The sequence below is a fragment of the Mannheimia granulomatis genome, from assembly GCF_013377255.1.
In the GTDB taxonomy this organism is placed as follows: Bacteria; Pseudomonadota; Gammaproteobacteria; order Enterobacterales; family Pasteurellaceae; genus Mannheimia; species Mannheimia granulomatis.
Genome location: NZ_CP016614.1, coordinates 1,771,803 through 1,788,779 on the forward strand (window position 1 = coordinate 1,771,803; position 16,977 = coordinate 1,788,779).

Sequence of the window (16,977 nt, forward strand, 5' to 3'; positions counted from 1 at the left end):
TAAAATGGCGATGGCGTGGCACGGCGAGCAAAATAAGCATTATCTTTGGGATAAAATCCAACTTCGGCATATTTTTCATACAGCAAAATTAGCCGGTTTATCAAAGCAGGCTGTGGAAGAGATATTGCAGGAGATTGTTACGGCTTCATCACAATTACATAGCATCCCAACACAACATTTACCTGAACAGATTGTTGAACCGATTTTGAGTGGGGTGGTGAGGAAGTTGGTTGTAGTGAATGGGTAAAAGGACAAGCGGTCGATTTTGCGGGGAAATTTGCAAAGTTTTTTGGAAAAGGGACCGCTTGTGATTAATCTTTGACGGGTGCTATAAATATAGTAAGATACTCGTCTGAGATGAGTATCTATAGGTTAGTAAAATTAGTCTATTCTGAGTCAGTTTCGAGGCTATTTAAAGATATAGTTTCACCGTCATTTTTAATCAATTTTCTTGAACCGTTTAAGTGATCTTCAAGATAAGCTTTTGTATAATCCATTGCGTTTATTGAGAATTCATTAACAATATTTTGAAAAGAGCGATATTTAATGAAATATCCATCAGCTTTGAAAGTTTTTCCTTTTATCTCTATAAGTCCATTATCAAGAGTAATATATTCTTCAATATCTTTATTTAGCCCACAGGGTAATTTATTTTTTATTTCATATAAAGATGTTCTGTGATTTCCATCAATAATGAATATTTCATCTTCTAATGCATTGAATTCTATTTCATCGTTTGGAGTTTCACTGCATTTCGGTGTAAACTCTAAAATACGACAAGGTATATGGCATATAGAATTGATAACGATTTCTCGAACAAGAGGAGTTCCATCATCTAATGTCCAATCATTATTTTCAGGTTTTCTAATCGTCAATATACTAATGTTATTGAATTCTGCTTTCTTTTTTGCTCCCTTTTGATAAGATCTTTTGGTTGCAAAAATACCTTTTAGTCCTGGTATATCAGAAATTTTAGAAGTGAATGCATCTATTTTTTCGATTGATATAGGAGATTTGTAATCTTTACATTCAATTACATTTTTATATAAATGTCCACCAACTTTGAACTCCCAATAAACATCAAACTGTCTTGGATTACCAGAGCGATCATATAATATTTTGTTTTGTTCTACTTTTATAGTTTCATAACCATCCATATTTAAGAGTATTTGCTGAACATCTCCTACAAAGTTTTCATATTCTTTTCCTGTGTTTTTCATCTTACAAGCACCTTTGTTATTGTTTATATAAATCGATGTAAATTATAGTTTTTTCTTCATTGTCATAAATAGAGTCGTATCCATTCCAATTTCTTGCTCTTTTTCTCTTCTCTATTCCTATAATTTCTGCTCTAGGTGAATCTAAAATTATTATCTCCATTTCACCATATTCGTCTGGCACGGGGAAACAGCGAATACTGTCGTCCTTTATTGTTATAAGCCAATAAATATCATCATCACCATCATGAACATTAGCAATATAAGGGTCTAATGTTGATGAAAATACCTCTTTTAGAGAAAAACTCTCTCCTATTGATAAATCTATTCCATTTGGTAAGCTCCCAGAATGGAATATGGTCTCACCAAGTGGTAAGTATAATTTGGTTTCTGATAGTTCCTCTGATATTAAGGATAATGAGACCGAATTTTCATCTTGAATATATGAGATAAGATTTGGATATTGCTCTATACTAGGATAATGTTTTAACCACTTTTTTCTCTCTACAGAATTATACAATTTATCATCAATGAAACTTGTGTTTTTTTCAAAGATAAAATATTCAAAATAATCTTTGATGTTATCGAAATCCCCTAAGGGAAATAATTTATCATATACATTAGGTAATATTGTCATATTCACTCCTTAAAGTACAATTTGAAACTGGAGAGTTAAAACCCGCCACTACATTATATGTTTTCCACCTGCGACTTCACATCCTGTTTCATCGCCACACTCAACCATTTCTTCGCAGTCAGTTCGTCCCAACCTTTGCGTTTGGCATAATCCAACACCTGATCTTCATCAATTTTGCCGAGTGTGAAGTAGTTGCTCGCTGGGTGGGTGAAGTACCAGCCGCAGACGGAGGCGGCGGGCCACATGGCGTAGCTTTCGGTGAGTTTCATACCGATGCGTTGTTCCACCTCTAACAAGTCCCAAATAATCTGTTTCTCCGTGTGTTCCGGGCAGCTTGGGTAGCCGGGAGCGGGGCGGATGCCTTGATATTCTTCACGGATTAAGCGTCCGTTGTCTTCATCTTCCACGGTGTAGCCCCACACTTTGGTACGCAGTTCATAGTGCAAGTATTCCGCCATTGCTTCGGCTAAACGGTCGCCGACCGCTTGGAGCAGAATGGCGTTGTAGTCATCGCCCGCCGCTTTGTAGCCTTCCACCAAGTCGTGTTCTTCAATGCCGGCACAGACGGCGAACATACCGAACCAGTCTTGTTTGCCGCTTTCACGGTCGGAGATAAAGTCGCTCAGGCAGAGGTTGTACGGGCTTTTGCTGTTTTTGCCACGCTCCGATTGTTGGCGGAGGTGGTAAGATTTGCCGATACAAGCGGTGCGATTTTCGTTAAAAATAGCAATATCATCGCCCTCACGCACGGCAGGGAAAATCCCCATAATGCCGCTTGGGTTGAGCTTACCGTTTTGCTCAAATTCGTCCAGTACCCGTTGGGCATCGTTATAGACTCGGCGAGCCTCTTCGCCGCCCTCAGGGTAGTCAAAGGCATCGGGATAGCCACCCATCAATCCCCAGAGCATAAAGAACGGTGACCAGTCGATAAACTGGCGGAGAGTGGCAATTGGCACGTTTTTGTATTCGATAATACCGGTCTGCTTTGGCGTTGGCGGCGTGTAGTTTGCCCATTCGCCGCTGAAACCGTCAAAGCGGTTAGCTCGGGCATCGATAATCGATAAGCCGTTTCGTTGCGGTTTTCGCACCGCAAATTTGCGTTGAATTTCTTCGTATTCCGCTTTGGTTTTTTCCCAAAATTCGGCTTTGAGTTCAGGGTTCATCAGCGTGGCACAGACCGTTACCGCACGAGAAGCGTTGGCGGTATAGACCACAGGGTAGTTGTATTTCGGGTAGAGCTTGATCGCCGTGTGTTCTTTGGAGGTGGTTGCCCCGCCGATCAGCACCGGAATATTGAGCTGCAAGCGGTTCATTTCGCTTAAAAAATACTCCATTTCGTCCAAAGATGGCGTGATTAAGCCGCTTAACCCGATCAGATCGGCTTTTTCACGGATCGCCGTTTCGATAATCACATCCGCCGGCACCATGACACCTAAGTCGATCACTTCAAAGTTATTACATTGCAGCACCACGCTCACGATGTTTTTGCCGATGTCATGCACGTCACCTTTCACGGTCGCAATCACCAGTTTGCCGTTGGACGAGCCTTTCTGTTTGGTCGCATTGATATACGGCTCTAAATAGGCAACGGATTGTTTCATCACACGGGCGGATTTCACCACCTGCGGTAGGAACATTTTACCGTCGCCGAACAGGTCGCCGACCACGTCCATTCCCGCCATAAGAGGGCCTTCGATCACCTCTAATGGCGAGGCAAATTTTTGGCGAGCCTCTTCGGTATCTTCCACGATGTAGTTGGTAATGCCTTTGACGAGGGCGTGTTTCAGCCGTTCTTCCACCGGTAAGTTACGCCATTCTTGGCTACTTCCGTCCGCACTTTCGACTTTCACACCACGGTATTTTTCTGAGATTTCCAGCAAGCGGTCGGTGGAATCCGCTCGGCGGTTTAGCACTGCATCTTCAATCGCCTCACGCAGTTCAGGGTCGAGATCGTCATAAATCGCCAGTTGCCCTGCATTGACGATCCCCATATCCATACCGGCTTTGATCGCATAATAGAGGAAGACGGCGTGAATGGCCTCCCGCACCACATTGTTGCCACGGAACGAGAACGAGACGTTCGACACCCCGCCCGAAATTTTGGCGTGGGGCAGGTCTCGCTTAATCCGCTCACAGGCTTGGATAAAATCGACACCGTAGTTGTTGTGTTCTTCAATCCCCGTGGCAATCGCAAAAATGTTCGGGTCGAAAATAATGTCTTCCGGCGGGAAGTCGAGCTGATCGACTAAAATGCGGTAGGCTCGGGTACAGATTTCCACCTTGCGATCTTCTGTGTCTGCTTGCCCCACCTCGTCAAATGCCATCACGACCACCGCTGCCCCATAACGGCGGCAGAGTTTGGCTTGCTGAATAAATTTCTCCTCGCCCTCTTTAAGCGAAATGGAGTTCACAATCGGTTTGCCTTGCACGGTCTGCAAGCCTGCCTCGATCACCTCCCATTTGGAGGAGTCGATCATAATCGGCACTTTTGCCGCTTCCGGCTCGGTGGCAAGAATGTTGAGGAAGCGGGTCATACATTTTTTGGCATCGAGCAACGCCTCGTCCATATTCACGTCAATCACTTGCGCGCCGTTTTCGACCTGATTGATCGCAATTTCAATCGCTTCCGCAAATTTTTCTTCTTTAATCAGCTTTTTAAATTTCGCCGAGCCGGTCACGTTATTGCGTTCGCCCACATTCACAAACAGCGAATTTTCATCAATCGTCAGCGGTTCTAAGCCCGATAAACGCATTGCGGTTTTGATTTCCGGCAAGGCACGAGGCTTCACGCCTTTTGTGACTTCGGCAAACGCCTTGATATGTTCAGGAGTTGTGCCGCAACAGCCGCCCACGATGTTGAGCCAGCCGAGTTCCGCCCACTCTTTAATGTAGCCTGCCATCTCTTCTGCACCGAGATCGTAGCCACCAAAGGCATTCGGCAAGCCGGCGTTCGGGTGAACGGAGACAAAGGTTTCGCTGATTTTCGACATCTGCTCCACATACGGACGCAGCTCTTTCGGGCCCAATGCACAGTTCAAACCGAAAGAGAGCGGTTTGGCGTGGCGGAGCGAGTTGTAAAACGCCTCGGTAGTTTGCCCCGAAAGGGTACGCCCGGAAGCATCGGTAATCGTGCCGGAGATCATAATTGGCAATTTCACGTCCAGCTCGTCAAACACCTGTTCAATCGCAAACACAGCGGCTTTGGCGTTGAGGGTGTCGAAAATGGTTTCGATCATAATCAGATCCGCCCCGCCCTCAATCAAGCCTCGGGTCGCCTCCGCATAGGCTTCCACCAACTGCATAAAGGTAATGTTACGGAAGCCGGGGTCGTTTACGTCAGGCGAAATCGAACAAGTGCGGTTGGTCGGGCCTAAAATCCCGGCAACAAAACGAGGCTTGTCAGGCGTGGAGAATTTATCTGCCGCCGTGCGTGCCAGCTTCGCCCCCGCAAAATTTAGCTCATAAGCGACCGCTTGTAGGTCGTAATCCGCCTGTGCAATGGTGGTGGCACTGAACGTATTGGTTTCGATAATATCCGCACCGGCGGCAAGATATTTTTCGTGAATGGCTAAAATCAGCAGCGGCTGGGTTAGGGTGAGTAAGTCATTATTGCCTTTGAGATCAATTAGGCTGTCTTTAAATCGCTCACCTCTAAAATCTGCCTCAGTTAATTTATATTGTTGGATCATCGTCCCCATTGCACCATCAAGAATTAAGATTCTCTCAGCAAGGGACTTTTGTAGTAAATCACTGTTATGTTGCATATTCATTTTTTTTATTTCCAAAGCTAAAGATTAACGAAATAATAGGAAGATGTTCATAAGCTGTCAAACCCTATCTATATCTCAATGAAAAGGGTTGGGGAAGCATTTTAAATTGTGTTATATTTTGCTCACTGTCCAATTTGCAAAATATAGGAAAAATATGACCGCTAGTACTCTGCCCCAGCCCTCTATTTGGAAGCAAATTTTCACCAAAAATATGCTGCTTTGTGTCTATACCGGCTTTTGTTCAGGCTTACCGCTGTTTGTATTAATTCAATTAATGCCCGCTTGGCTAACCAGTGCTAATCTTGATATTAAAACGATTGCAGCTTTCACCCTTACCTCTTTGCCCTACACGTGGAAGTTTCTTTGGGCGGCCTTATTAGATCGCTATTTTCCGCCATTTTTAGGCAGACGTCGTAGTTGGATTTTCATTTCACAAATAGGCTTGTTGGTAATTTTAGCCAGCTTTGGATTGTTTGATCCGGTACAAGATATTTCGATTGTTGTTACGCTTTCTGTTGCATTGGCATTTTTATCTGCTTCACAAGATATTGTAGTGGATGCTTTTCGGCGTGAAATTCTAAGTGATAACGAGCTAGGATTAGGAAATTCTATCCATGTTAATGCTTATCGCATCGCAGGCTTGATTCCCGGTGGATTATCACTCTTTTTAGCGGATCATTTTGATTGGGATATGGTATTTTTCATCACCGCCAGTTTTATGCTGCCTTGCTTGCTGATTACGCTGATTGCCAAAGAGCCTCAGCACAATCCGATTGATCGTTCTAAGCCGTTTTATATGGCGTTTGTCGATCCATTTAAAGAGTTTTTCACCCGTAAAGGTGTCATGGGTGCAATTGGCTTAATCTTGTTTATTTTTCTCTATAAATTGGGCGATTCTTTAGCGACTACCCTGCAAACTAAATTTATTTTGGATATGGGCTTTACTAAGTCGCACATTGCCGGCATTGTCAAAATGACCTCCCTTTGGTGTAGCATTGGCGGGGGTATTATCGGCGGTATTGCTATGCTGAAATTAGGCGTAAACCGCGCCTTGTGGTTGTTTGGCTTTGTGCAATTAATCACCATTTTAGGATTTGCTTACCTTTCCAGCTTCGGCCATTTCCCGACCGAGAGTATTGGTGCTGCTGAGCTGTGGCGATTAGGCTTGGTAATGGCAGGTGAATATTTAGGTGTAGGACTTGGCACCGCAGCCTTTGTTGCCTATATGGCTCGTGAAACCAACCCGGCCTATACTGCAATGCAGTTAGCAATTTTTACAAGCCTTGCAGCCCTACCTAGCAAAATGTTAGGCGCCTACACAGGGCATTTGGTGGAAATGATGGGCTACTATCAATTCTTCTGGTTCTGCTTTTTTATCGGTATTCCGGGGATGTTAATGCTGTTTAAAATCGCGCCGTGGAATCAAGAAAAGTTGCAAGCAAATTAATGCAACAAGCGATCAGATTTACTCACAAAATTGCAAATAATTTTGTTCGCTCCTTGGAGCCATCGGCAAAGCTGATGTTCAAAATGCCTTGTATTTTGTTGAAAAAAATTTGCAATTTTAGACAGTAATCGGTAAGGTTACTGCCTAAAACAATTTACTATTTTTTATTTTTAGCGAGGTTCTCAAATGAAAGTGATTTTATTAGGTGCACCAGGTGCGGGCAAAGGTACACAAGCTCAGTTTATTATGAATAAATTCGGGATTCCGCAAATCTCAACAGGCGATATGTTCCGTGCAGCAATCAAAGAAGGAACCGAATTAGGAAAACAAGCAAAGGCATTAATGGACGAAGGTAAATTAGTACCGGATGAATTAACTGTAGCATTAGTAAAAGATCGTATCGCGCAGCCGGATTGTGCTAACGGTTTCTTATTAGACGGTTTCCCTCGCACCATTCCACAAGCCGATGCGTTAAAAGAGTCAGGCGTAAAAATTGATTTAGTGTTAGAGTTTGATGTAGCTGATGAAGTGATTGTTGAACGTATGAGCGGTCGCCGTGTTCACCAACCGTCTGGTCGTACTTACCATGTGGTTTACAACCCACCAAAAGTGGAAGGTAAAGATGATGTGACAGGTGAAGATTTAATTATCCGCCAAGATGATAAACCAGAAACCGTATTAGAGCGTTTGGCGATTTATCATAAACAAACTAAACCATTAATCGCTTATTACACCGCTGAAGCAGAAGCAGGCAACACGCGTTATGAACGTTTAGACGGTACAAAACCGGTGGAAGAAGTAAGTGCGGAATTAGCGAAAATTTTAGGTTAATCCTTTCTTTTAACCAACAAGCGGTAAAATTTCTTGAAAATTTTACCGCTTGTTTTTTTGCTTTAATTCGCTTAAATATAATTTTTCGATAGCATTAAGAAATCATCATAAATCGGTGAAATAAAAATTTCCGGATTTTCCAATTCTGCCTGTTTCGGCTTTTCTTCGCTTTTTATCTCAGTCTGTTTTACTTCCCCAGCCTTTTCTACTGTACCCTCGCTATGACTCTCTGATGTAATATTGCTTAAAGCCGGGACAGCGTCCACTTTTTCACTCATGGAAGGTGTTTTTGCTGATAATTCCTGTTCAGCCGGTACAGTTGTTTTTTCTGAATTCACTTTAACTTTCTCTTCACCTTCTGTTTCTTTAGCCTTTTTTTCTGTATTGGCTACGGCATCCTCTTGCGGTTTTACTTCAACCGGCTTAGGTTGAGCTTTGTAAGAAGGATCGAGCAATTGACGGCTAATATCCATTTTCGGGTCAAGCCAAATCGCGACAATAGCATCACTAAACTCTTTATTAAAAATATCAGATACTACTTTGTCGTTTAAAATAAAATAGCCTCTATCTTCTAAGGCAATGTAATGTAAGTTATCTTCCGGTTTGATATCAGGAAAAGTTTTCCTAAGATGAGTAATCACTTCATCAACTTCTTTTTCCGGTAATTTAATGCCTAAATTATTCCAAGTTCTTGCTAGCGAGACAGCAAAATCACGCCCTTCCCACGGTTTTTTATACTGTAAGGTTAACATTAACGGACGAGTGCCCTCAGTGTAAATGCCCTTTTCTGTAAAAAGCGTGATATTGTAAATATTAAACGGTCCCCACGTATAATCTACTTCATTAATTTTTGTCCAATTTGCATTTGCCGTTCCTACAAATAAAGAAAGCAACATTGAAAAGACCACTTTGTAACGCATTATTTTTGTGTCCTTAAAAATAAAATTCCTACTTGCTATTATAGCGTTAAATACTGCTATCACAATTATAATTTTCGATATAAATTTTGTGATCAAGTTCAAAAAAATAGAAAGATTTAACAGTAAATAAGCAAAAAAGTGCTAGTATTTCAACATAAGAAAATTTCCAAACAACCCTATAGGAGCCAAATATGTTTCCAGAATTTCGTGATTTAATCACACAATTAAAACAAAACGATTTACATTTTGCTCGCTTGTTTGATAAGCATAACGAACTTGATCAACGTATTAAAAATATGGAGGCCAATATAGAACTTGCCACCCACGAAGAAGTTGAGATGCTAAAAAAAGAGAAATTGCATCTAAAAGATCAGCTTTATGCCATTCTAAAACAGAGATCCACTTAACACCTCAATCAAATAGTAGAGTAAAAGCCCAGAGATTCTGGGCTTTTCTATTTTGGAAATGAAAAACGGTCAAATAAAGATTGTTCTTTGCTAAATATTGAACAATTCACTAGAATAACTTTACTAATTCACTATGAACAGGAAAAACAGATTATGCCTACTCCGGAAGAATATCAATTCAGCTCCGATTGGTTCAGCCATAATATTCCCAGCTTAAACTCTATTTTTGATTACCTAAAACCACAACGTATTTTAGAAATCGGCTCTTTTGAAGGGCGTTCAACCGTCTTTTTTATTGAAAAAGCACTTGAATATCAACCGAATGTAGAAATTACCTGTATCGACAGTTGGGAAGGTGGTGCAGAACATGCAGGAGTTTGGAATATGGGGCAAGTTGAACAAAATTTTGTGCATAATATTAAGCTTGCTATAGAGCATTACCCAACTGCCACCGTACATAAAAAACGCGGCTATTCACATTCAAGAATGATAGATCTGCTGGCAAATGGCTATGAAGGCTACTTTGACTATGTTTATATTGACGGCTCGCATGAAGCGCCTGATGTATTATTCGATGCTCTACTTGCTCATCGACTTGTTCGACAAGGAGGAATAATTAGCTTTGATGATTATCTTTGGTCGCCGGATAATGAAGGAGAACAAAGGCATTATATGTTAGTTAAACCGGCAGTAGATCACTATGTGAATACTTATCAACAGAAACTCCATGTGGTCCAAAATTTACCGCCATATCAACTGCATGTGATTAAGAGAAAAGATTAAAATCAGTTTCTCTATTTTGATACGGCTTATTAAAATAGAGAAACGATATTTATCTGCTAAATTTTCTGCAAATTTGCCATTTTAGCAATTAACCACTTTATGCCATTGCCGACAAACGCTACTTGCAAGCGGGTTGCCTCGCCTGAACCTTCCACGTTAATAATCGTGCCTTGCCCAAATTTAGCGTGGCTGACTTTCTGGCCCATTTTCCAAGTATCGTCATCTAAGATGGAAGCGGTCGTTTTTTGCGGATTTTTTGCAAATGCCGTCGGTTGAGCAAAACTCGCTGCTCGGTTAATCGAACCTCTTAAGCGGACTTCACGAATGTTTTCTTCCGGCAATTCGGCAATAAAACGCGACGGAATATGGCGCTCTTCCTTACCATATAAACGGCGTAATTCTGCATAGCTGATAGTTAGTTTTTTCTTGGCACGAGTAATGCCCACATAGGCTAAACGTCGTTCTTCTTGCAACCTACCTTCATCAAAGCTCATCCCGCTTGGAAAAATACCCTCTTCTACCCCCACCATAAAGACCCGTGGAAATTCCAAACCTTTTGCTGAATGCAGGGTCATTAATTCCACATAATCTTCATGTTGTGAAGCCTGGGATTCTCCGGCCTCAAGGGAGGCATGAGTTAAAAAGGCAGTAAGGTCAGTTAAATCTTCTGCTTCATCCGGCTTTACAAATTGCTTGGTTGCAGTCACTAACTCTTCCAAGTTCTCAATCCGCACCTCACCTTTTTCGCCTTTTTCTTGCTTGTACATTTCATATAAGCCAGATTTTTTAATCACAAAATCGGTTTGCTCGGCAAGCGACATCTGCTCGGTTTCCTGATCTAAGGCATTAATCAGCTCAACAAAACGTAACAATGCGGAAGCGGCACGCCCTGAAAGTTGTTCTTCTTGAATCGCCACTTGCACCGCTTGCCACAAAGTAATTTGGCGGTTACGGGTAATTTGACGAAGCAGATCTAAGGTGCGCTCGCCAATCCCTCGAGTTGGAGTATTAATTACCCGCTCAAACGCAGCATCATCTTGGCGATTGGCAATCAAACGTAAATATGCCAACGCATCTTTGATTTCTTGGCGTTCAAAGAATCGCATTCCACCATAAATCCGGTAAGGAATATTGGCTTGAATTAAGGCTTCTTCAATCACACGAGATTGGCTGTTGCTACGGTAAAGTACCGCACATTCGCTCAAATCGCCCTCATCTTCTTTCCATTGTTTGATTTGTGAAGCAATAAAGCGAGCCTCATCTAACTCGTTAAACGCACAGTAAATATCCACCGGTTCGCCATCACCACTGTCTGTCCATAAATTTTTACCTAACCGGTTGTCGTTGTTGGCAATCAACTCATTCGCACAATTTAGAATATGGCCTGTCGAGCGGTAATTTTGTTCCAAACGAATAGTTTGAGCATTGTCATAATCGTCCAGAAAACGTTGGATATTTTCCACTTGAGCCCCACGCCAGCCGTAAATGGATTGGTCGTCATCGCCCACAATCATCACTTTGCCGGAATCGCCTGCCAGCAAGCGGATCAAATCATACTGAATATTGTTAGTATCTTGGAACTCATCAATCAAAATATGCTGAAAACGTTGCTGATAACGCTGTAAAATTGCAGGCTTGTGTTTGAATAATTCATAAGCACGAATCAGCAACTCGGCAAAATCCAAAAGACCGGCACGATCGCAAGCATCTTGATAAATTTGATAGATCTCAACCAATTTTTTCTCATTGGGATCGTTGTGGTGTTCGATCTCTTTTGCCCGTTTTCCTTTATCTTTTTGTGCATTGATATACCAAGCGACGTGTTTTGGTGGGAAATGTTTTTCATCAATATTATGCAGTTTGAGCAAGCGTTTAAGCAAACGTTGCTGATCTTCGGTGTCCATAATTTGGAAATCTTGTGGCAAGCCGGCATCCAAATAATGCGAACGCAGTAAGCGGTTGGCAATGCTATGAAAAGTACCGACCCACATACCAAACAGCCGGTTATTACTTGATTGAGAAAGCGTATACTCAATTCTGTGTCGCATTTCTGCCGCAGCTTTATTGGTAAAGGTTACCGCCAAAATATTCGATTCCGGCACATTTTCTACGCCAATCAACCAAGCAATACGATGAGTTAGCACCCGTGTTTTGCCCGAACCTGCACCGGCCAATACTAAATAATTGCCAATAGGAGCAGCAACCGCTTCTCGCTGCCTGTCATTTAAACCGTCTAACAATAATGAAAAATCCATAAAACACCTTTTAATATGTTCTTTTATACAGCATTATAGCTTATTTTGGTGCTTTAAGAAAAACTTTCTCGCTTAAAATCGGATCTTGGAATTGAAACCCTGCCTTCACTAATTTTTCAGGAATGATTTGCTGATTGTCTAATAGTAAGTTTGCCCGCTCGCCCAATATTAATTTCAACATAAATGCCGGAACATGAAAAATGGCAGGTTTTTGCACCGCTCTAGCAAGCGCTTCATTAAATTCGGCATTGGTGACCGGATTCGGTGCAACAAAATTAAATGCCCCAGAACAATTTGCATTTTTCAGTAAAAAAATAACCGCTTGTACGTGGTCTTGCAGGCTTATCCACCCCCAATATTGCTTGCCTGAACCGAGTTTTCCGCCTAAGCCACATTTATAGAGAGGCAACATCTTTTTTAAAGCGCCACCATTAGGTGAAAGCACCATGCCTGTACGAATAACGCAAACTCGGGTTTTCTCACTCGCTGCTTTTAAAGCTTCATTTTCCCACGCTTGGCAGAGTGTGGCAGCAAAATCGCCGGCAATACAAGCGGTCGATTCTGTATAAAAATTTGAAGACTGTGGCAAATCGCCATAAATTCCAATCGCCGAACCGGAAAGAAAAGTATGCGGTGGCTGCTGGCTTTGCTGAATTAATTTGCTCAACTTAGCGGTAACCTCTATACGACTTTTAAACAGTTTTTCTTTCTGCTTTTCTGTCCAATGCTTATCAAAAATAGGCTCACCGGCAAAATTAATCACAGCATCAAAATCATTTAGATCGGAAAATTCGTCTAACGAGTAACAATATTGAATCTGTTTATCATCACTTTTCAGTTCTCTATTTCTCGTTAAAAGAGTAAAGTGATGGTTTTCAGATTTCAAGCATCTAACCAATTCAGTACCAATAAAGCCTGTACCGCCTGTTACTAAAATTTTCATAAATACTCCTTAACATAAAGGAGGGCATAAGCCCTCCTTCAAAATTAACTATAATGATGTTTCAAATAATTCCGTAATCTTCTTAGTTAAATCTTCAGTTAGCACATGACGAACCGGTGTAATAAAAATAGTATCGTCACCTGCAATCGTACCTAAGATCCCCTCTGATTTGCCGATAGAATCCAATAAACGAGCAATAAGCTGTGCCGCGCCCGGGCTGGTTTTCACAACAATCAACGCTTCGTTATAATCAACATCTACTACCAAATTTTTTAATGGGCTGGATGTAGTCGGCACGCTGAGCTCTGCCGGAAGCTGATAAACCATCTCCATTTTAGTGTTACGTGTTCTCACCGCACCAAATTTAGAGAGCATTCGAGATACTTTCGATTGGTTTATGTTATCAAACCCCATTTCTTGCAATGCAGCTACAATTTCACCTTGTGAACCGAATTTTTCTTCTTTTAATAGTAATTTAAAAGCTTCTGAAAGCTTATCTAATTTATCCACAGTTGTCTCTTATTCATTTAAATATCAAAATATTCACAATTTTTGCTTATCTATGCAGAAAAAGCAATTGACTTACAAAAAAATCCTACAAAAATTTGCTGTATGTCTCAAAAATGAAAATTCATGTTTGAATCAGAATATAAATTCTCATACACTATCTTTCATTAAATTTCTATCACTTTTTAGGAGAATATTTATGTCTAAAAAAGTCGCACTTTTAGGTTCAGCGGGTGGAATTGGTCAATCTCTAGCCCTATTATTAAAACTCAATTTACCGGCACAAACCGAATTAGCTCTTTATGATATTGCCCCTGTTACACCGGGTGTTGCAGTGGATTTAAGCCATATTCCAACCGGTGTAAAAGTTAGCGGTTATGCGGGTGATGATTTGGCTCCCGCTCTTGAAAATGCTGATTTGGTCGTTATTTCTGCCGGTGTTGCCCGTAAACCGGGAATGACACGCGCAGATTTATTTAATACCAATGCAAGCATTGTCTATAAATTGGTAGAAAAAGCAGCTCAGGTTTGCCCTAATGCTTGTATCGCTATTATTACCAACCCTGTAAATACCCTAATTCCAATTGCAGCAGATGTATTGAAAAAAGCCGGTGTTTACGACAAACGTAAATTATTTGGTGTAACCACATTAGACGTTATCCGTGCAGAAACTTTTGTGGCCGAAACAAAAGGCGAAAACGTGAAATATGTAAAAGTGCCTGTTGTGGGCGGTCACTCGGCACCAACTATCCTACCATTATTATCTCAAGCAACCGCAAATGGTCTAAAACTTGAATTTACTCAAGAAGAAGTTGAGCGTTTAACTCATCGTATTCAAAATGCAGGAACAGAAGTCGTTGAAGCAAAAGCAGGTGGTGGTTCTGCAACCTTATCCATGGCAGAAGCTGCAGCACGCTTTACTTGTGGTGTATTACGCGGCTTGATGGGTGAAAACGTGATTCGTTATGCCTATATTGACAGTGATGACTCTCGTTACTCACCATTCTTCGCTTATCCGATTCGCTTTGGTGTGAACGGTGTTGAAGAAGTGCTATCACTCGGCCCATTAAGTGAATATGAGCAAAAACAGTTAGAACAATTAATTCCAACCTTAAATGATGAAATTGCACAAGGTGCGAATTTCAGCGTTAACGGTTAAAAAACAAGATAAGGGTTGAGTAATCAGCCCTTTTTTTATACATTATAAGAAAAACCAGCAAAAGGAAGTGATTATGAAAGCATATAAACTAGGCATAATCGCCTGTATTACATTAGGTCTTGCCGCTTGCTCATCAAAGCAGACTGTTAATGTAGTAAAAGGGGATAAAAATATCGACTATTCCCAACCTAAAAATATTCATATTAGTGAATCTAATACTGTATCTGGGTTTCAAAAAATAGAACAGGTAAAACCTAGAAATGCCACAGCACTTTGCGTTAATGGAAGCTATTCTATTGACATACAAAACCCTTGTGCTAATGAAGGGGGCGTTAAATTAAGGTTCTCACACTATTACGCCGATTAATTCAATTTTCTCAAAGAAAAATGCACAATGATAACAACCATTGTGCATTTTTTAGGCTTTTTCTTGATTTGGCTTTTTAGACTCTTTTTCCAGTTCCGGGTCAAACTTTACTACCGGTACACAACCACGACAAGCCCCTTGATTTACGCCCAGCTCATCACAAAAACGATCATATTTTTCTAAAGCTTTTTTAAACCAGCTTTTCTTTTCTGCTTGTTCGCTCATTTTCTACTTCCCAAATCTATTTTAGGATTACAAGCGGTCAAATTTCGCAATTTTTTTACCAAAAATCACCGCTTGTATCGTATTAATCACGGAAATTATTGAATTGGAACGGTTGTCCTAAATCGGCACCTTTTACTAACTGAATCGCTGCTTGTAAATCATCACGAGATTTGCCGGTAACGCGCACTTGATCTCCTTGAATCTGAGCCTGCACTTTGATTTTTGAATCTTTAATCAGCTTAGTAATTTTCTTCGCCGTATCGGACTCAATCCCTTGTTTGAGCTTGATCTCTTTTGAATAGAGCTTACCATGATGCTCGCTCTCAGAAGGAATATCTAGTGAATTATGCTCAATCCCACGTTTTACGCAAGAGCCAATTAAAATTTCCAGTAGCTGCTCTAATTGGAAATCCGATTCGGTTGTAAGCTTAATACTTTCATTTTTCTCGTTTAATTCAATAATCGCTTCAACGCCACGGAAGTCATAACGAGTGCTTAATACACGGTTTGCATTTTCTACCGCATTACGTACTTCATGCAGGGTGATTTCAGATACAATATCAAATGATGGCATTTTTTGTTCCTCTAAAATTAACTTTTAAATAAATTATTCGCATTGAGTAAGACACATAATGCGGTTAAATCACCAAAGTTTACCACAAAATTCGCTTGTTCTTGCACTTTTGGTTTTGCGTGCAAGGCAACGCCTAAACTTGCCGTTTTTAACATTGGCAAATCATTCGCCCCATCGCCTACCGCAACCCATTGATTTTGTGGAATATCAAAGGTGTTCGCTAAATTTTGCAAAGTTTCCGCCTTAAATTGAGAATCCACCACTTTGCCTAATACTTTGCCGGTGAGCTTTTGCTCCACAATTTCAAGTTGGTTCGATACCGCAAAATCAAGCTCATATTTTTCTTTCAGATAATCAGCAAAATAGTCAAAGCCACCGGAGGCAATAGCCAATTTCCAGCCATTTGCTTTAAGAGTGGAAACCATAAGCTCAAAACCGTCCATAAGCGGTAGATTTTCTCGTACTTTTTGCAAAATGCTTTCAGAGGCATTTTCCAATGTGCTGACACGTTTACGCAAACTTTGCTCAAAATCAAGTTCACCACGCATAGCACTTGCGGTAATCGCTGATACCACCTCGCCGGTGCCTGCAAGCTTGGCAATTTCATCAATACATTCAATTTTAATAGCGGTCGAATCCATATCCATCAGTAATAAACCCGCTTGATTAAGGTTTGGAACGATGTTCAGATCACTGATGTCCGCATTCACATTTTTTGCGGCTTCACGCAGCTGGCAAGCGGTCAAATTTATGTCAAAAAATGCAATTTTATAGCCTAAATAAACCGCTTGTTTCACAAGCTTTGCCTCAGCTTGTTGCGAAAACTGCTCAATTTCACCCGCAGTTAAAGTTTTTGAATAGATAAAAATTGTGTTTGTCATAGTCTGTTTTTATGAAGTTTAAAATTTACTGCGTTAATCTAACAGAAAACCGTG

17 protein-coding genes are annotated in these 16,977 nt (G+C 41.0%); 7 read left to right on the top strand and 10 right to left on the bottom strand.

The genetic code is table 11. From position 1 onward, the window contains the following. The first annotated feature begins 4 nt into the window (after positions 1 to 4). Positions 5 to 247, top strand: a complete 243-nt coding sequence (locus A6B41_RS08185) for a hypothetical protein (protein WP_027074126.1) — start codon at positions 5 to 7, stop codon at positions 245 to 247. Between the two features lie 139 nt (positions 248 to 386). On the opposite strand, the gene A6B41_RS08190 is transcribed toward A6B41_RS08185, so the two are convergent. Genes A6B41_RS08190 through metH form a run of 3 tightly spaced genes read right to left on the bottom strand, consistent with a single transcriptional unit; the run spans position 387 to position 5,618 of the window. Next, entirely contained in the window at positions 387 to 1,220 is an 834-nt protein-coding gene (locus tag A6B41_RS08190; RefSeq protein WP_027074125.1) for a restriction endonuclease, read from the bottom strand. Between the two features lie 16 nt (positions 1,221 to 1,236). After that, positions 1,237 to 1,854: a hypothetical protein gene (locus A6B41_RS08195; RefSeq protein ID WP_027074124.1), complete on the bottom strand. Its 618-nt coding sequence runs from the start codon at positions 1,852 to 1,854 to the stop codon at positions 1,237 to 1,239. A 53-nt stretch (positions 1,855 to 1,907) separates the two neighbouring features. Next, positions 1,908 to 5,618 carry a methionine synthase gene (gene metH, locus A6B41_RS08200; protein ID WP_027074123.1) on the bottom strand — a complete coding sequence of 1,237 codons (3,711 nt, stop codon included), beginning with the start codon at positions 5,616 to 5,618 and terminating at the stop codon, positions 1,908 to 1,910. A 160-nt stretch (positions 5,619 to 5,778) separates the two neighbouring features. Here metH and A6B41_RS08205 point away from each other — a divergent pair, with 160 nt between their 5' ends. Together A6B41_RS08205 and adk are read left to right on the top strand one after the other, a co-directional pair. Continuing rightward, the gene (locus A6B41_RS08205; RefSeq protein ID WP_027074122.1) at positions 5,779 to 7,071 is read left to right on the top strand and encodes an AmpG family muropeptide MFS transporter; all 1,293 of its coding nucleotides are present in this window, start codon (positions 5,779 to 5,781) and stop codon (positions 7,069 to 7,071) included. Between the two features lie 186 nt (positions 7,072 to 7,257). Next, positions 7,258 to 7,902 carry an adenylate kinase gene (adk, locus tag A6B41_RS08210; protein ID WP_027074121.1) on the top strand — a complete coding sequence of 215 codons (645 nt, stop codon included), beginning with the start codon at positions 7,258 to 7,260 and terminating at the stop codon, positions 7,900 to 7,902. 71 nt (positions 7,903 to 7,973) lie between these two features. On the opposite strand, the gene A6B41_RS08215 is transcribed toward adk, so the two are convergent. Then, the gene (locus A6B41_RS08215; protein ID WP_027074120.1) at positions 7,974 to 8,822 is read right to left on the bottom strand and encodes a hypothetical protein; all 849 of its coding nucleotides are present in this window, start codon (positions 8,820 to 8,822) and stop codon (positions 7,974 to 7,976) included. 191 nt (positions 8,823 to 9,013) lie between these two features. Here A6B41_RS08215 and A6B41_RS08220 point away from each other — a divergent pair, with 191 nt between their 5' ends. Further along, complete coding sequence (locus A6B41_RS08220) at positions 9,014 to 9,229, top strand: YdcH family protein (RefSeq protein ID WP_027074119.1); 216 nt, start codon at positions 9,014 to 9,016, stop codon at positions 9,227 to 9,229. Positions 9,230 to 9,382: 153 nt separating this feature from the next. Further along, on the top strand, positions 9,383 to 10,012 hold the full coding sequence (locus A6B41_RS08225) for a class I SAM-dependent methyltransferase (RefSeq protein ID WP_027074118.1): 630 nt from the start codon (positions 9,383 to 9,385) through the stop codon (positions 10,010 to 10,012). A 56-nt stretch (positions 10,013 to 10,068) separates the two neighbouring features. On the opposite strand, the gene uvrD is transcribed toward A6B41_RS08225, so the two are convergent. The 3 genes from uvrD to argR are packed head-to-tail and all read right to left on the bottom strand — an operon-like array spanning position 10,069 to position 13,720. Continuing rightward, a complete protein-coding gene (gene uvrD / locus A6B41_RS08230; protein ID WP_027074117.1) occupies positions 10,069 to 12,267 on the bottom strand; it encodes a DNA helicase II in 2,199 nt (732 codons plus the stop codon). Between the two features lie 40 nt (positions 12,268 to 12,307). Beyond that, positions 12,308 to 13,210: a TIGR01777 family oxidoreductase gene (locus tag A6B41_RS08235; protein ID WP_027074116.1), complete on the bottom strand. Its 903-nt coding sequence runs from the start codon at positions 13,208 to 13,210 to the stop codon at positions 12,308 to 12,310. 48 nt (positions 13,211 to 13,258) lie between these two features. Continuing rightward, positions 13,259 to 13,720, bottom strand: a complete 462-nt coding sequence (argR, locus tag A6B41_RS08240) for a transcriptional regulator ArgR (RefSeq protein WP_027074115.1) — start codon at positions 13,718 to 13,720, stop codon at positions 13,259 to 13,261. 196 nt (positions 13,721 to 13,916) lie between these two features. On the opposite strand from argR, the gene mdh reads away from it, so the two are divergent. Together mdh and A6B41_RS08250 are read left to right on the top strand one after the other, a co-directional pair. Further along, a complete protein-coding gene (gene mdh, locus A6B41_RS08245; protein WP_032847366.1) occupies positions 13,917 to 14,876 on the top strand; it encodes a malate dehydrogenase in 960 nt (319 codons plus the stop codon). Between the two features lie 73 nt (positions 14,877 to 14,949). Further along, entirely contained in the window at positions 14,950 to 15,243 is a 294-nt protein-coding gene (locus tag A6B41_RS08250; RefSeq protein ID WP_027074113.1) for a hypothetical protein, read from the top strand. Positions 15,244 to 15,294: 51 nt separating this feature from the next. On the opposite strand, the gene A6B41_RS08255 is transcribed toward A6B41_RS08250, so the two are convergent. From A6B41_RS08255 to serB, 3 genes are all read right to left on the bottom strand, one after another. Beyond that, positions 15,295 to 15,468: a DUF5363 domain-containing protein gene (locus tag A6B41_RS08255; RefSeq protein ID WP_167325176.1), complete on the bottom strand. Its 174-nt coding sequence runs from the start codon at positions 15,466 to 15,468 to the stop codon at positions 15,295 to 15,297. An 82-nt stretch (positions 15,469 to 15,550) separates the two neighbouring features. Then, positions 15,551 to 16,042, bottom strand: coding sequence for a YajQ family cyclic di-GMP-binding protein (locus A6B41_RS08260; protein WP_027074112.1), 492 nt, complete (start codon positions 16,040 to 16,042; stop codon positions 15,551 to 15,553). A 17-nt stretch (positions 16,043 to 16,059) separates the two neighbouring features. Beyond that, entirely contained in the window at positions 16,060 to 16,923 is an 864-nt protein-coding gene (gene serB, locus A6B41_RS08265; RefSeq protein ID WP_027074111.1) for a phosphoserine phosphatase SerB, read from the bottom strand. Positions 16,924 to 16,977 lie beyond the last annotated feature (54 nt).

Bases quoted from the DNA above. Each gene is read 5' to 3' on its own strand.
- A6B41_RS08185 (WP_027074126.1), top strand. From the start codon at position 5: ATGGCGATGGCGTGGCACGGCGAGCAAAATAAGCATTATCTTTGGGAT.
- A6B41_RS08190 (WP_027074125.1), bottom strand. From the start codon at position 1,220: ATGAAAAACACAGGAAAAGAATATGAAAACTTTGTAGGAGATGTTCAG.
- A6B41_RS08195 (WP_027074124.1), bottom strand. From the start codon at position 1,854: ATGACAATATTACCTAATGTATATGATAAATTATTTCCCTTAGGGGAT.
- metH (WP_027074123.1), bottom strand. From the start codon at position 5,618: ATGCAACATAACAGTGATTTACTACAAAAGTCCCTTGCTGAGAGAATC.
- A6B41_RS08205 (WP_027074122.1), top strand. From the start codon at position 5,779: ATGACCGCTAGTACTCTGCCCCAGCCCTCTATTTGGAAGCAAATTTTC.
- adk (WP_027074121.1), top strand. From the start codon at position 7,258: ATGAAAGTGATTTTATTAGGTGCACCAGGTGCGGGCAAAGGTACACAA.
- A6B41_RS08215 (WP_027074120.1), bottom strand. From the start codon at position 8,822: ATGCGTTACAAAGTGGTCTTTTCAATGTTGCTTTCTTTATTTGTAGGA.
- A6B41_RS08220 (WP_027074119.1), top strand. From the start codon at position 9,014: ATGTTTCCAGAATTTCGTGATTTAATCACACAATTAAAACAAAACGAT.
- A6B41_RS08225 (WP_027074118.1), top strand. From the start codon at position 9,383: ATGCCTACTCCGGAAGAATATCAATTCAGCTCCGATTGGTTCAGCCAT.
- uvrD (WP_027074117.1), bottom strand. From the start codon at position 12,267: ATGGATTTTTCATTATTGTTAGACGGTTTAAATGACAGGCAGCGAGAA.
- A6B41_RS08235 (WP_027074116.1), bottom strand. From the start codon at position 13,210: ATGAAAATTTTAGTAACAGGCGGTACAGGCTTTATTGGTACTGAATTG.
- mdh (WP_032847366.1), top strand. From the start codon at position 13,917: ATGTCTAAAAAAGTCGCACTTTTAGGTTCAGCGGGTGGAATTGGTCAA.
- A6B41_RS08250 (WP_027074113.1), top strand. From the start codon at position 14,950: ATGAAAGCATATAAACTAGGCATAATCGCCTGTATTACATTAGGTCTT.
- A6B41_RS08255 (WP_167325176.1), bottom strand. From the start codon at position 15,468: ATGAGCGAACAAGCAGAAAAGAAAAGCTGGTTTAAAAAAGCTTTAGAA.
- A6B41_RS08260 (WP_027074112.1), bottom strand. From the start codon at position 16,042: ATGCCATCATTTGATATTGTATCTGAAATCACCCTGCATGAAGTACGT.
- serB (WP_027074111.1), bottom strand. From the start codon at position 16,923: ATGACAAACACAATTTTTATCTATTCAAAAACTTTAACTGCGGGTGAA.